We start from the raw sequence: 13,107 nt of genomic DNA on the forward strand, positions 1-13,107 counted from the left end.
GGGGCAGGCGGACACGCCCCTGGACCGGACCGGACGCGAGCAGGCGCGGCGCGCTGCGCCCCTGCTGGCCGGTCTGCGCCCGGACGCGGTGGTGAGCTCGGACCTGGCCCGGGCCTCGGCGACCGCCCGGGAGGTGGGGGACCTGCTGGGGGTGGGGGTCCTCACCGACGCGCGACTGCGCGAGGTGCACATGGGCCAGTGGCAGGGCAGGCTCCGCAGCGAGCTGGCCGGGGACCCGCGGTGGGCGGACACCCTGGCCGCCCTGCGGTCCGGGGAGGACCCGCGACGTGGAGGGACGGGGGAGACCCTGGCCGAGTGCGTCGTCCGTGTCGGTGAGGCCGTCGAGGAGCACCTCCGGGGGATCGATGAGGGGGGAACCCTCCTCGTGGTGGGGCACGGGCTCTCCACGCGCGCCCTGGTGGCCAGCCGGCTCGGTCTGACGCAGTCCTCCCTGGGGCCGCTGGGCAACACGCGGTGGGCTCAGGTCACCATCGGGGGCTCCGGATGGGTCCTCGACGCCTGGAACGTGGGTGTCGAGGGCGTCTGAGGGCCGAGGATTCCGCACCACGAAGCCGATTTGGCATTCGGGGGGAAGATGTGTGTAATATTCACCGGTCGCTCCGAGAGAGCGGCTCCCAGATACGGGGCTATGGCGCAGTTGGTAGCGCGCTTCCATGGCATGGAAGAGGTCAGGGGTTCGAATCCCCTTAGCTCCACATCGAGAAGGCCCACACCGTGTGGTGTGGGCCTTCTGCGTTGCCGGGTGGGGAGTCAGGTTCCCACCGACCACGGGCGGCGGATCGTGCGGCTGACCCGGCAGGGTGAGATGCGAAGGGGCGGTGCGCCTCGGTGAAGAGGTGCACCACCTCGTCCTCAGTCATCCCCTCGATGCCGGGGAAGCAGCAGGTGGCGGACGTGGACGCCCAGGTACCGCTTGGGGCCGACCACGAGGGGAACGGTCGGAGGGTGCGCGGCCAGTCGGTGGACACCCTCCTGGGTGAGGGGCATCACGGCGCAGAGGCCACCGGGCTGGTTCTTCACCGGGATGGTGGTCCGTCGGGGCGGGAGGAGGTCCCCCCGGGCACCGGATCGACACCGCGCAAACGCGCCCCGTGGGCGTCCAGCACCACGGGCCGGCTCGCACGGGCACCCGGTGAGGGTCACCGCACCCTGACGGTGCAGCACACGGAGCGCTGCGGCCAGCGCGCCGGCCGAGGCGTGCGGCCCGGGTCCGTTCAGGACCGAGGGCGCTGCTGACGGGGCTGCTGTCCGCCCCGCTCCGCACGGTTCATCCCGGCCCGTACCCCACGGCTCACCAGCCGCCGGGTGACGATGCGTCCAACTCGGTTCGCGATCTGCTGCCATGCCATACCCACGACGTTAACGGCCTTCGAGGTGTGCGTCGAGGGCGGCTGCTCTTGCGCCAGGGGCGGTCAGGGGAGAGGGTGGGGTGGAACGACGCCCCGAGAGCCGGGGCAGGAAGGAGGCCCGCCATGGGTATCGCTGACAAGCTGGGCAACGCCGCCGACGAGGCGAAGGGCAAGGCCAAGGAGGCCATGGGCGACGCGACGGACAACCCGCGTCTCCAGGCCGAGGGTCAGAGCGACCAGGCCGGCGCCAACCTCAAGCAGGCCGGCGAGAACGTCAAGGACGCCTTCGGCAAGTGAGCTGAGGCCTCCGACCCGGTGAGGGGCCGTCCGTGCGGGAGACCGCAGGGCGGCCCCTCATCCGTCCCCGGCCCCGGGCCCCGTCCCCGGCCCCGGCCCCGGGCCGTGCCGCGGGCCGGCGGGCACGGGGGGCCGACCGTGACGTGAAAGACTGACCCGACGCCCGTACACCCCATCGACCCACGAGGTGCCCCGCTCCGTGTCCCCCGTCGCGCACACCGCTCTGCAGCCGGCCGCCACCCCGCCGTCGCAGATCCGCAACTTCTGCATCATCGCCCACATCGACCACGGCAAGTCGACACTGGCCGACCGCATGCTGCAGATCACCGAGGTGGTGCAGGCCCGCGACATGCGCGCGCAGTACCTGGACCGCATGGACATCGAGCGCGAACGCGGCATCACCATCAAGTCCCAGGCCGTGCGCATGCCCTGGGCGCTGGGGGAGGGCAAGGACCAGGAGACCTTCGTCCTGAACATGATCGACACCCCGGGTCACGTGGACTTCACCTACGAGGTGTCGCGCTCCCTGGCCGCCTGCGAGGGCGCGATCCTGCTCGTGGACGCCGCCCAGGGCATCGAGGCGCAGACCCTGGCCAACCTGTACCTGGCGATGGAGAACGAGCTCACCATCATCCCGGTGCTCAACAAGATCGACCTGCCGGCCGCACAGCCGGAGAAGTACGCCGAGGAGATCGCCGGCCTCATCGGCTGCGAGCCCGAGGACGTGCTCAAGGTCTCGGGCAAGACCGGTGAGGGCGTCACCGAGCTGCTCGACCACATCGTGGACCGGATCCCGGCCCCGGTGGGCGACGCGGACGCCCCGGCCCGCGCGATGATCTTCGACTCCGTCTACGACACCTACCGCGGCGTGGTGACCTACGTCCGCGTGGTGGACGGTCAGCTCACCCCTCGCGAGAAGATCCAGATGATGTCCACCGGGGCCACGCACGAGCTGCTGGAGATCGGCATCATCTCGCCCGAGCCGCTGCCCACCAAGGGCCTGGGTGTCGGCGAGACCGGGTACCTCATCACGGGCGTGAAGGACGTGCGCCAGTCCAAGGTGGGTGACACGGTCACCTCCTCGGCGCAGCCGGCGGGCGAGGCCATCGGCGGGTACAAGGACCCCAACCCGATGGTGTACTCGGGCCTGTACCCGATCGACGGCTCGGACTACCCCGTGCTGCGTGACGCGCTGGACAAGCTGAAGCTCAACGACGCCGCGCTGGTGTACGAGCCCGAGACCTCCGCGGCCCTCGGTTTCGGCTTCCGCGTGGGCTTCCTGGGGATGCTCCACCTGGAGATCGTGCGCGAGCGCCTGTCGCGCGAGTTCAACCTCGACCTCATCAGCACCATGCCCAACGTGATCTACACGGTGCGCATGGAGGACGGCACCGAGGTGGTGGTGACCAACCCGAGCGAGTTCCCCGCCGGCAAGGTGGCCAGCATCACCGAGCCCGTGGTCAAGGCCACCATCCTCACGCCGAGCGAGTTCATCGGCTCGGTCATGGAGCTGTGCCAGAACCGGCGCGGCACCCTCGGTGGCATGGACTACCTCTCCGAGGACCGCGTGGAGATGCGCTACACGCTGCCGCTGGCCGAGATCGTCTTCGACTTCTTCGACAACCTGAAGTCCCGCACCAAGGGTTACGCGTCCTTCGAGTACTCCGAGGCGGGCTCGCAGGAGGCCGACCTGGTGAAGGTGGACATCCTGCTGCAGGGTGACCAGGTGGACGCCTTCAGCTCCATCGTGCACAAGGACAAGGCCTACGCCTATGGCGTGGAGATGGCCGGCAAGCTCAAGGAGCTCATCCCGCGCCAGCAGTTCGAGGTGCCCATCCAGGCCGCCGTGGGCTCGCGGATCATCGCGCGCGAGACCATCCGCGCCATCCGCAAGGACGTGCTCTCCAAGTGCTACGGCGGCGACATCAGCCGCAAGCGCAAGCTGCTGGAGAAGCAGAAGGAGGGCAAGAAGCGCATGAAGATGGTGGGCACGGTGGAGGTGCCGCAGGAGGCCTTCATCGCGGCGCTCAGCCAGGACGGCGAGAAGGGCAAGGACTCCAAGTGAGCACCGCCCGCGACGCCGTCGGCGGTGGTCTTCGGCCCGAGGGGGCGCCCCGCAAGGGGGCGGCGGCCGCGGCCGGGGCGGCGCTGGAGCACGCCGGGGTCTCCCGCAGCGACGCCGAGCGCCTGCCCGACGGTCGGCTCAAGCGCGTCACCCGCTCCTACGTGGTCCGCGGCGAGCGCCCGGACCCGCGCCACGCGCAGGCGTGGGAGAAGCACGCCGACCGCCTCGTGGTGGAGCCGCCGCGCACCACCGAGCCGCTCTCGGTGGACCCGGCCTTCCGCTTCGACGCCGAGGCCGTCTTCGGTCGCCGTGCGCCGCTGGTGGTGGAGATCGGTGCCGGGTCCGGCGACGCCGTGGCCGCCCACGCGGCCGCGCACCCGGAGACGGACCACATCGCCATCGAGGTGTGGCACCCCGGGGCCGCGCAGATCGTCAGCCAGCTGGCGCACGCCGGGCTCGAGAACGTGCGGGTCATGGAGGTCGACGCCGCGCGCGCGTTCGCCACGATGTTCCAGCCCGGCTCGCTGGCCGAGGTGTGGACCTTCTTCCCCGACCCCTGGCCCAAGGCCAAGCACCACAAGCGCCGCCTGGTGAGCCCGGCCCTGGCCGACGACGTGGTGCGCACCCTGCAGCCGGGCGGTGTGTGGCGCCTGGCCACCGACTGGGCGGACTACGCGTGGTGGATGCGTGACGTGGTGGAGGCCTGCGAGGGCCTGGAGAACCCGTACGCCGGGGAGCGTCCCTCGCCGGAGGACCCGGCGGGGGCGGACCGGGGTGGGTTCGCGCCGCGGTTCGACGAGCGGCCGCTCACGCGCTTCGAGCGCAAGGGCCTGGGGGTGGACCGCACCGTGCGTGACGTGGTGGGCCGTCGGGTCTGAGGTCCTGACCGGGCGGCGGGGGGGGGAGTGTGCGCCTCAGAAGGAGTCGCGCACGTGCACCTGGCTGCCGCCGAAGAGCTGCCAGAAGTCGTCCTCACCGTCGGCGAGCCCGGCCTGGCGGGCCGCACCCAGGGTCTGGCTGCCGCTCCACACCGCCGCGAAACCATGGGACGTGAAGCGCACCGTCGGCTCCCTGCCCTCGAGCTGCTCCACGGTGGCCTGCCCATCGCGCTGGGCGAGCGTTTACTGGCCCCCGGTGAACGCCGCCTCGCCGCCGGGGAAGAGGGGGCCGCGGCGGGTGAGGGGACCGTTGTGCTCGAGGGCCCAGGCCTCGTAGGTGTCGACGACGACGGGCAGGTCGGCGGGGGGCGCGCCGCAGCGTCGCGTGCCTCGGCGCGATGCCGGCGAGGGCCGCCAGCGGCACCTCGGTCTCGTCGTCGTAGGTGGTCACCACCTCGTGGCCCAGCGAGCGGTAGGCACCCGGGGCGGTGGCTTCAGGGTGGAGACCACGGCGCCCCAGCCGCGAGCCTCGTCGGTGAGGGTGCGCACCAGACGGGCCGCGAGCCCCTGGCCGCGGTGCTCCGGTGCCACCTTGACCCCGGCGATTCCGGCTGTCGGCAGCACCTGTCCCCACCACCACGAGGCGGACCGCTGGCAGGTGGCCGAGGCGACCACCCTGCCGCCGACCTCGGCCGCGGTGGCCGGGCGCCGCTGCGGGGTGGAGGTCATGCGGGGACGCTACGCGGCGGCCACCGGGGGAGCCACCGCTTTTCGGCTGGGAGAATCACCGCGTGCCACAGCTCCCCGACGGTGACCCCGCGCCGCACGACGGCCGCCTGCCCGCCGCCTCCCTCTCCGCGATGCGGGGCGGCACCTTCTCGCTCTACCTGCACGTGCCGTACTGCTCGGTGCGCTGCGGGTACTGCGACTTCAACACCTACACGCTCACCGAGCTGGGCGATGCGACGGGTGCCTCGCTGGCCACGTGGGTGGACGGTGTGGCCGCCGAGCTCGACCTGGCCGTCGACGTGCTCACCGCCGACGGGGGCGCGCCGCCGGTGGTGGACACCGTGTTCGTGGGCGGCGGCACCCCCTCGCTGCTGGGAGCCGATGACCTCGGCCGCGCGCTGGGGGTGGTGCGGCAGCGCTTCGAGGCGGCGCCGGACTGGGAGGTGACCACCGAGGCCAATCCCGACCAGGTGGACGAGGCGTTCACCACCGCCCTGGCCCGTGCCGGGTACACGCGGCTGTCGGTGGGCATGCAGTCCGCCGTGCCGCACGTGCTCGCCACGCTCGACCGCACCCACGACCCGCGCAACGTGGAGCGCGCGGTGGCCGCCGCGCAGTCCGCCGACCTGGCGGTGTCGGTGGACCTCATCCACGGCACGCCGGGCGAGTCACTGGCCGACTGGCGCACCAGCGTGGAGGCGGCCCTGGCGCTGCGGCCCGACCACGTCTCGGCCTACGCCCTCACCATCGAGGAGGGGACCGCCCTGCACCGCCGGGTGGCGCGCGGGGAGCTGCCCCGGCCCAGCGAGGACGACCAGGCCGACAAGTACGAGCTGGCCGACGACCTGCTCACCGGTGCCGGGTACGCCTGGTACGAGCTCTCCAACTGGGCGCGCACCGAGCGCGGGCGGTGCCGCCACAACGAGCACTACTGGGACGGCGGGCACTGGTGGGGCGTGGGGCCCGGGGCGCACAGCCACGTGGGCGGTACCCGGTTCTGGAACGTCAAGCACCCGCGCGCCTGGGCCCAGCGCCTGGCGTCCGGTTCCCCGGCTGAGGCGCGGGAGGTGCTCACACCCGAGCAGGTGACCGAGGAGCGGGTGATGCTCGGCATCCGCCGCCGGGAGGGGCTGCCCGTGGAGGACGTGCCCGACGCCGGGCGGCAGGCGGTGGCCGGTCTCGTGGCCGCGGGGCTGCTCGAGGGCGTGCCCGCAGTGCGCGACCGGCGGTTGGTCCTCACCCGTCGGGGCCGGTTGCTCGCCGACCGCGTGACCTGGGGGCTGCTCGGCCTCTGAGGAGTGATCGGGCGCCTCGGGCCCCCATATGGGAACGCCGCGGGGCGGCCGACCGGGTGGTCGACCGCCCCGCGGCGTGGGGAACCGGTGCGTCAGTCCAGGATCTTGATCTCGACGGGGTAGCGGTACGGCTCCCCGTGGTTGGCCTTGAGCGTGGCGCTGATGGTCCACCAGAGATAGATGCCGGTGGCGAGGAGAGCGAGCGGGACCAGGAGGAACAGGGCCAGGCCGAAGGTGAGAGGCGCCACCACGAAGAGGCCGAACCCGAGCGTGACGAAGACGATGGTGGCCACGACGTGGAAGTTGAACGACCCGGCGGCGGCGCGGCGCACGAAGGGGTCGCGGTCCTTGTACACCAGCCACACGATGAGCGGCCCGACGAAGGGCAGGAGGCCACCGGACAGCACCCACGAGATGATGCCGGACAGGTGGCAGAACATGGCCACGAGGCGGTCGGAGTCGGACTTCTGGCCGGCGGCGGCATGCGTCCCGTTCCAGCCGGGGCCGCTCGCGCCGGGCTGACCGGGGCCGCCCTGCCGGGGTCCGCCGCCGGCGAAGGTGTCGTCCGGGGTGCTGCCACCGGACAGGGCCGAGGAGTCTGCCGAGGAGTACGAGGGGCCGGTGCTCCCGTTCGGGGGAGGGGGTGGTGTGGTCATGCCCCCAGCATGACCACATCCGGCCGCGGGCGGCGCCCCTCCCGCAGGCGGATCTGTGGACCACCGTGACCTTCCCCGGGCGGGGGATCAGCCCAGCGGCACCTCGCCCACGGTGACGAAGTCGATGAGCTCCTCCACCCGCCCCAGCAGCTCGGGCTCGAGGTCGGTGTAGTCGTCCACGGTTGCCAGGATGCGCTTCCACCCGCGCGCCACGTCGGCCTGCGTGGCGTGCGGCCACCCCAGCTCGGCGAGGATGCCGTGCTTCCACGAGGTGCCCTTGGGGATCACGGGCCACTGCGTCCACCCGAGCTGCTGGGGGCGCACGGACTGCCACACGTCCACGTACGGGTGGCCCACGATCTTCACGTGGCGGGCGTAGCGCGGGGTGGCCCGTGCCTCCTCCACCACGCGCCACTCCTTGGTGCCGGGCACGAGGTGGTCCACCAGCACCCCCATCCGGCGGTCGGCGGTGGGTCGGAACTCCTCGATGACGGCACGCAGGTCGTCCACGCCGTCGAGCATCTCCACCACCACGCCCTCCACGCGCAGGTCGTCACCCCACACCTTCTCCACGAGCTCGGCGTCGTGCCGTCCCTCCACGAAGATGCGCGATCCGACCGCCACCCGTGTCGGGGCATCGGCGACGGCGCGGCTTCCGCTGCGGGTCCGCGCGGGCGCGGTCGCGCGCGCAGCCGCCCTCGGGGCCACCAGGGTGACCGGCTGCCCGTCGATCCAGAAGCCCGGGCCCAGGGGGAAGGCCTTGGTGCGGCCGCGCCCGTCCTCCAGGTGCACCACGTGCTCGCCGCCCGCCTTCTCCACCGAGACCACGGCGCCCACCCACCCGGTGGTCACGTCCTCCACGACCGTGCCGGGCACCGCCTCGACCTCGCGGCTGCGCCCGCGCGGGGGACGCTTCCAGTCGCCGGCCAACACGTCCGATCCGTACCTGTCCATGGGGGCAGAGGGTACGGCGCCGGTCTGCCCGGGCGGCGTAGACTGGCACTTGATGTGCCGGAGTGCCAGCGGCCCCGGGCCGGAGGTCCGCGCACGCCGTCACCGGACCGATGCCGAGACCCGTCAGGAGGAGTCGATGTCCTCGGAACGCCGCCTGCAGGTGCTGCGCGCCATCGTGGAGGACCACGTGCGCACCTCCGAGCCCGTGGGCTCGCGCAGCGTGCTGGAGCGGCACGGCATCGGGGTCTCGGCGGCCACCATCCGCAACGACATGGCCATCCTCGAGGCCGAGGGGCTCATCCAGGCACCCCACACCTCCGCCGGGCGCGTGCCCACCGACGCCGGGTACCGCCGCTTCGTGGACACCATCAGCAAGGTGCCCCGCCTCACGCCGGCCGAGCGCCGCGCCATCCGCGACTTCCTGGCCGACCCCATGGACCTCGACGACGTCGTGGAGCGCACCGTCCGGCTGCTGGCCGCCCTGACCCGCCAGGTGGCCGTGGTGCAGTACCCCTCCCTGACCCGTTCCGCACTGCAGCACGTGGAGCTGGTGCCGATGGGGCCGCGCACCATGGTGGTGATCATCACCGACAGCGGCCGGGTGGAGCAGCGCCTGGTGGACCTGCCCGAGGGCACCGGCCCGGAGGAGCTGCGCCGCCTGCGCGACCGGGTCAACGGCGCGGCGGCGGGCCGCACCTTCGAGGACGCCCGGGCCGCCCTGGCCGCCGCCACTGAGGAGTCGCCCGCCGACCCGGCGCTCGCCGAGCTGTGCCAGGTGGTCGCCGGAACGCTGGCCGAGGAGCGCGAGGAGCGCCTGGCCCTGGCCGGCACCTCGAGCCTGGTGCGCAACACCACGGACTTCGGCGGGTCGCTGGAGACGGTGATCTCCGCCTTGGAGGAACACGTGGTGCTGTTGCGGTTGTTGCAGTCCGCGGACCCGACCGAGGCGCCGACCGGCCGTACCCCCGCCGTGGCCGTCTCCATCGGGACCGAGCACGACCACAGCGGCCTGCAGACCACCTCCGTGGTGGCCAGCACCTACGGGCAGGAGGGCGTCGGTTCCCTCGGCGTCCTGGGTCCCACCCGCATGGACTACCCCGGCACGATGGGGGCGGTCCGCGCCGTGGCCGCGTACCTGTCCGAGGTGCTCGAGCACCGGTGAGCACCGGCACGTCCCAGACCACCGCCCCCGAACCATCAGCCGCCGGACACCCCGGCGCGGAGAGCGCATGAACGACTACTACGAGACCCTCGGAGTTTCCCGCGACGCCAGCGCGGAGGAGATCAAGAAGGCCTACCGCCGCAAGGCGCGCCAGCTGCACCCCGACGTGGCCCCCGGCCGCGAGGACGAGTTCAAGGCCGTCGCCCAGGCCTACGACGTGCTCGGCGACGCCGCCAAGAAGGCCGCCTACGACCGTGGCCAGGACCCCTACGGCGACCCGACGGCCGGGTTCGGCGGTGCCGGGGGAGCGTTCACCTTCAGCGACATCATGGACGCCTTCTTCGGTGGCCAGGCCGGGGCGGCCGGACCGCGCTCGCGCCAGCAGCCGGGGCAGGACGCCCTGGTGCGCCTGGACGTCCCGCTGCGCACGGCGGTCTTCGGCGACACCGAGGACCTCACAGTGGAGACCGCCGTGCTGTGCTCGGTCTGCGGCGGTGACGGCTGCGCCCCCGGCACCGGCACACGCACCTGCGACCTGTGCCACGGTCAGGGCCACGTGCAGCAGGTGCAGCGCTCCTTCCTCGGCCAGGTGATGACCACCCGGCCGTGCGGCACCTGCCAGGCCACCGGTGAGGTCATCGTGGAGCCGTGCACCGACTGCCACGGCGACGGCCGCGTGCGCGAGCGCCGCACGCTCAAGGTCAAGGTGCCTGCGGGCGTGGACACCGGCACCCGCATCCAGCTGGCCGGCCAGGGCGAGGTGGGCCCCGGCGGCGGGCCGGCGGGGAGCCTCTACGTCGAGGTGAACGTGGAGCCCGACGCGACCTGGACCCGCGAGGGTGACGACCTGCACTGCTCGGTGGAGCTGCCGATGACGGCCGCGGCCCTGGGCACGCGCACCCCGGTGGAGACCTTCGACGGCACCGAGCAGGTGGAGGTCCCCGCCGGCACCCAGCACGGGGCCGTGTTCACGCTGCGCGGGCTGGGCGTGGGCCACCTGCGTCGGGAGGGGCGCGGCGACGTGCACGTGCACGCCCAGGTGGTGACGCCCACGCGCCTGGACTCCCGGCAGAAGGAGCTGCTCCACGAGCTGGCCCGGCTGCGCGGCGAGGAGCAGGCGACCGGCACGATCACGTCGGTGTCCGAGCAGGGCGGCTTCTTCGGGCGCCTGCGCGACGCGTTCTCGGGCCGCTGATGACGCTGCCGCTCTTCCTCGCCGACGGCCCCTTGGCCGGGGTGGGGGAGTCCCTCACGCTCTCCGGGGACGAGGGGCGCCACGCCGCCACGGTGCAGCGCATCGCCGTGGGCGAGGAGGTGCTCCTGGCCGACGGCGCCGGTGCCGGGGTGCGCGGGCGCGTCACCGGCACCACGAAGTCCACCCTGGAGCTGGAGGTCCTGGAGGAGCTCACCGAGCCGACCGGCCGCCCCCGGTTGGAGCTCGTGCAGGCGCTGGCCAAGGCCGGCCGGGCCGAGCAGTCGCTGGAGACCAGCGTGGAGATCGGCGTGGACGCCGTGGTGCCCTGGCAGGCCGACCGCAGCATCAGCCGGTGGGCGGGCCCCAAGGCCGAGAAGGGCCGGGTGAAGTGGCAGCAGGTGGTGCGTGCGGCCACCAAGCAGTCCCGCCGCCTGTGGGAGGCCCCGGTGGAGCCGATGGTGGACACCGCCGGGCTCGTCGAGCGGGTGCGGGTCGGTGGCGGGGCCAGCGAGCTCACCCTCGTGCTGCACGAGGTGGCCACCGACGGGCTGCTGCCGACCCTGGGCGGCCTGCTCGAGGGCCGCGAGACGCCCTCGCTGGTGCGCGTGGTCATCGGTCCCGAGGGCGGGATCAGCCCGCAGGAGCTCGAGGCCCTCACCGACGCCGGGGGAGTGCCGGTGGTGCTCGGCCCCCACGTGCTGCGCACGAGCAGCGCCGGGCCGGTGGCCCTGGCGCTGCTGTGCGGTGCGCTGCGGTGGGACTGACTCAGTGGCCGTAGCGGATCTCCACGCGGCGGTTCTTGGCCCGGCCCTCCGGGTCGTCCTTGCCGGCGGACTCGTTGGGGGCCACGGGCTGCTTCTCACCGTACCCCTCCACCTCGAGTGAGAGGTCGGGTCGGGCCGCCTTGAGGGCCTTGGCCACGGCATCGGCACGGCGCTCGGACAGCTTCTGGTTGAAGTCGTCCGCGCCGATCGAGTCGGTGTGGCCGCCCACCTCGACCGTGGCGCCCTTCGGCACGTCGGTCACCAGCTCCGCGGCCCGGTCGGCGAAGGTCGCCGGCAGGTTCGCCTTGCCGTAGGCGAAGAGCACGTCGGTGTCCAGGGAGATGACCTCCTCGGCCCCGTCGGTGGTGTGGTCGTCCAGCGGCTCGACAGAGTCCTCGAGCTGGGTGACGGCCGGCTCCAGCTGGATGATGCTCTTCCTGAGCTGTGCGTCGGACCACTCCGTCGGCGCCTGTGCGACGTGGGGTGCGGCGAGGGCGGGAGCGAGCGCCACAGGGAGGGCTGCCGCCGTGGTGAGGGCCAGGCCGGTCAGGAGGCGGGAGGTCATCGGAGCTCCACCTCCGTCGCGTCCGCCACACCACCCATCAGGTGCACCGTCATGGTCTCGACGTCCTCGGGCGGTGCGGCGAAGACGACGCTCACGTAGGTGATGCCGTCGGTGCTCACGTCGATGTCGTTGACGCTCGGCATCGCCTGCTGGTTGTTGTGTTCGTCCTGGAGCACGCGGTGCTTGCGCAGGTTCTTGGTGTCCACCAGGTAGGGGTACCAGGTGCCGGCCAAGTTGTAGAGGCTCTCGGCCTCGGCGCCGTGCTCCGCGTCGCTCTTGAGCTGGAAGCCGTAGGTGGCCGTCACGGTCTTGCCCTGCCGCTCCAGCGAGTGGAGGGAGACCAGCAGCTCGCTGCCCTCCTGCTCGAGCGGACGGGCACGCGTGACGAGGGGCTCGCCGATCTCCTCGGCGGTGAGCCCCGGTGCGTGGCTGGTGTTCGCCGTGGGTCCTCCCTCCTCCGAGGCGTCGGGGGACTGTGCGTCCCCGGCGTCCGAGGACTCCTCGCCGGTGGTCGAGCTGGTCTCGGGCGGCTCGGTCCCCTCGGAGTCCTCCTCCCCGGTGTCGGTGGTCTCGTCGGGCTCCGCGGCGGCAGCGGTGGTGCGCTCCTCCTCGCCGCTGGTGAAGGTGGCATCGGGGCTGCAGGCGCCCAGGCCCAGGGCCCCGACGAGGGCCAGGGCGGTGAGTGAACGGGTAGCTGCGGAACGCATGGCGGGTCTCCTTCGTGGTGGGTCCCCCGAGGGGGTGTGTGCCCGTTGGTCGTGTGCTCACGGGGAAAGGTTGCACGCTGCCCGGATCTCCGCCCGGGGTGGGACCCCCGTCGCGCCACTGCCACCCCGGGGGGGAGGGGCTCAGGGGGTCACGCGCAGGTGGTGCGTGGTCACGAGCGGTGCTCCGTCGGTGGTGGTGGCCCTCACCACCACCCGCGCGCGTCCGGCACCCCGGGGGGTGAGCACCACCCTGCGACGGCCGCTGACGAAGCGGCCGTCGGGCAGCTCCCACACCCACGAGGTGACGTCGGAGTGGTCGAGGACGAACGCGGCCCGCTCACCGACCGCCACCTCCGCGGGGCCGGAGACCTCCACGCGCGCGGCCCCGTGGGTGTCCCCGGGCTGTGTGAGGCGCGGCCACAGCACGGCGCCGGCCACGGCCCCCACGACCCCGGCTCCCGCCGGGACCA

At 73.0% G+C, this 13,107-nt stretch carries 14 protein-coding genes, 1 tRNA gene and 1 pseudogene; 9 read left to right on the forward strand and 7 right to left on the reverse strand.

All coding sequences use genetic code 11. The features are described from left to right. The 5 genes from HMPREF3099_RS00115 to trmB all read left to right on the forward strand — a co-directional run. Window positions 1–547 (forward strand): histidine phosphatase family protein (locus HMPREF3099_RS00115; protein ID WP_070703192.1); only part of this gene is annotated, 547 nt, incomplete at its 5' end. A 96-nt stretch (window positions 548–643) separates the two neighbouring features. Beyond that, window positions 644–716, forward strand: a tRNA-Ala gene (locus HMPREF3099_RS00120). A gap of 777 nt (window positions 717–1,493) precedes the next feature. After that, window positions 1,494–1,667, forward strand: a complete 174-nt coding sequence (locus HMPREF3099_RS11810; protein WP_083323347.1) for a CsbD family protein — start codon at window positions 1,494–1,496, stop codon at window positions 1,665–1,667. 199 nt (window positions 1,668–1,866) lie between these two features. Continuing rightward, window positions 1,867–3,732 (forward strand): translation elongation factor 4, encoded by a 1,866-nt coding sequence (lepA, locus tag HMPREF3099_RS00125; RefSeq protein ID WP_070703193.1) that lies wholly within the window; start codon window positions 1,867–1,869, stop codon window positions 3,730–3,732. Then, a complete protein-coding gene (gene trmB / locus HMPREF3099_RS00130) occupies window positions 3,729–4,610 on the forward strand; it encodes a tRNA (guanosine(46)-N7)-methyltransferase TrmB (protein WP_083323348.1) in 882 nt (293 codons plus the stop codon). Before lepA ends, trmB begins: the two co-directional genes overlap by 4 nt. Window positions 4,611–4,646: 36 nt before the next feature. Here the strand turns inward: trmB and HMPREF3099_RS12600 are convergent, their stop codons facing one another. Further along, window positions 4,647–4,823, reverse strand: a complete 177-nt coding sequence (locus HMPREF3099_RS12600) for a hypothetical protein (RefSeq protein WP_168168394.1) — start codon at window positions 4,821–4,823, stop codon at window positions 4,647–4,649. Window positions 4,824–5,057: 234 nt separating this feature from the next. Beyond that, a complete protein-coding gene (locus HMPREF3099_RS00135; RefSeq protein ID WP_070703194.1) occupies window positions 5,058–5,339 on the reverse strand; it encodes a GNAT family N-acetyltransferase in 282 nt (93 codons plus the stop codon). A 62-nt stretch (window positions 5,340–5,401) separates the two neighbouring features. On the opposite strand from HMPREF3099_RS00135, the gene hemW reads away from it, so the two are divergent. Continuing rightward, on the forward strand, window positions 5,402–6,634 hold the full coding sequence (gene hemW / locus HMPREF3099_RS00140) for a radical SAM family heme chaperone HemW (protein ID WP_070703195.1): 1,233 nt from the start codon (window positions 5,402–5,404) through the stop codon (window positions 6,632–6,634). A gap of 92 nt (window positions 6,635–6,726) precedes the next feature. On the opposite strand, the gene HMPREF3099_RS11815 is transcribed toward hemW, so the two are convergent. Then, window positions 6,727–7,290, reverse strand: a complete 564-nt coding sequence (locus tag HMPREF3099_RS11815; protein ID WP_083323349.1) for a DUF4870 domain-containing protein — start codon at window positions 7,288–7,290, stop codon at window positions 6,727–6,729. Between the two features lie 87 nt (window positions 7,291–7,377). Then, entirely contained in the window at window positions 7,378–8,244 is an 867-nt protein-coding gene (locus HMPREF3099_RS00150; RefSeq protein WP_070703196.1) for a DUF3097 family protein, read from the reverse strand. A gap of 136 nt (window positions 8,245–8,380) precedes the next feature. On the opposite strand from HMPREF3099_RS00150, the gene hrcA reads away from it, so the two are divergent. The 3 genes from hrcA (at window position 8,381) to HMPREF3099_RS00165 (ending at window position 11,365) form a co-directional block, all read left to right on the forward strand. Beyond that, window positions 8,381–9,406 (forward strand): heat-inducible transcriptional repressor HrcA, encoded by a 1,026-nt coding sequence (gene hrcA, locus HMPREF3099_RS00155; RefSeq protein ID WP_070703197.1) that lies wholly within the window; start codon window positions 8,381–8,383, stop codon window positions 9,404–9,406. 67 nt (window positions 9,407–9,473) lie between these two features. Then, the gene (dnaJ, locus tag HMPREF3099_RS00160) at window positions 9,474–10,601 is read left to right on the forward strand and encodes a molecular chaperone DnaJ (protein ID WP_070703198.1); all 1,128 of its coding nucleotides are present in this window, start codon (window positions 9,474–9,476) and stop codon (window positions 10,599–10,601) included. After that, the gene (locus tag HMPREF3099_RS00165) at window positions 10,601–11,365 is read left to right on the forward strand and encodes a 16S rRNA (uracil(1498)-N(3))-methyltransferase (protein WP_070703199.1); all 765 of its coding nucleotides are present in this window, start codon (window positions 10,601–10,603) and stop codon (window positions 11,363–11,365) included. Before dnaJ ends, HMPREF3099_RS00165 begins: the two co-directional genes overlap by 1 nt. Before the next feature lies 1 nt (window position 11,366). Here the strand turns inward: HMPREF3099_RS00165 and HMPREF3099_RS00170 are convergent, their stop codons facing one another. From HMPREF3099_RS00170 to HMPREF3099_RS12605, 3 genes and pseudogenes are all read right to left on the reverse strand, one after another. Continuing rightward, window positions 11,367–11,930, reverse strand: coding sequence for an OmpA family protein (locus HMPREF3099_RS00170; protein WP_070703200.1), 564 nt, complete (start codon window positions 11,928–11,930; stop codon window positions 11,367–11,369). Next, window positions 11,927–12,637, reverse strand: a complete 711-nt coding sequence (locus HMPREF3099_RS00175) for a hypothetical protein (protein WP_070703201.1) — start codon at window positions 12,635–12,637, stop codon at window positions 11,927–11,929. Before HMPREF3099_RS00175 ends, HMPREF3099_RS00170 begins: the two co-directional genes overlap by 4 nt. A 141-nt stretch (window positions 12,638–12,778) precedes the next feature. Continuing rightward, window positions 12,779–13,107 (reverse strand): annotated as a pseudogene (locus HMPREF3099_RS12605) (serine/threonine protein kinase); the annotation flags it as partial.

Origin of the sequence: Kytococcus sp. HMSC28H12 (assembly GCF_001816045.1) — a bacterium.
Lineage (GTDB): Bacteria > Actinomycetota > Actinomycetes > Actinomycetales > Dermatophilaceae > Kytococcus > Kytococcus schroeteri.

Coding starts and splice junctions, on each gene's coding strand:
- HMPREF3099_RS11810 (WP_083323347.1), top strand. CDS start 1,494: ATGGGTATCGCTGACAAGCTGGGCAACGCCGCCGACGAGGCGAAGGGC.
- HMPREF3099_RS00135 (WP_070703194.1), bottom strand. CDS start 5,339: ATGACCTCCACCCCGCAGCGGCGCCCGGCCACCGCGGCCGAGGTCGGC.
- HMPREF3099_RS11815 (WP_083323349.1), bottom strand. CDS start 7,290: ATGACCACACCACCCCCTCCCCCGAACGGGAGCACCGGCCCCTCGTAC.
- HMPREF3099_RS00150 (WP_070703196.1), bottom strand. CDS start 8,244: ATGGACAGGTACGGATCGGACGTGTTGGCCGGCGACTGGAAGCGTCCC.
- hrcA (WP_070703197.1), top strand. CDS start 8,381: ATGTCCTCGGAACGCCGCCTGCAGGTGCTGCGCGCCATCGTGGAGGAC.
- dnaJ (WP_070703198.1), top strand. CDS start 9,474: ATGAACGACTACTACGAGACCCTCGGAGTTTCCCGCGACGCCAGCGCG.
- HMPREF3099_RS00165 (WP_070703199.1), top strand. CDS start 10,601: ATGACGCTGCCGCTCTTCCTCGCCGACGGCCCCTTGGCCGGGGTGGGG.
- HMPREF3099_RS00170 (WP_070703200.1), bottom strand. CDS start 11,930: ATGACCTCCCGCCTCCTGACCGGCCTGGCCCTCACCACGGCGGCAGCC.
- HMPREF3099_RS00175 (WP_070703201.1), bottom strand. CDS start 12,637: ATGCGTTCCGCAGCTACCCGTTCACTCACCGCCCTGGCCCTCGTCGGG.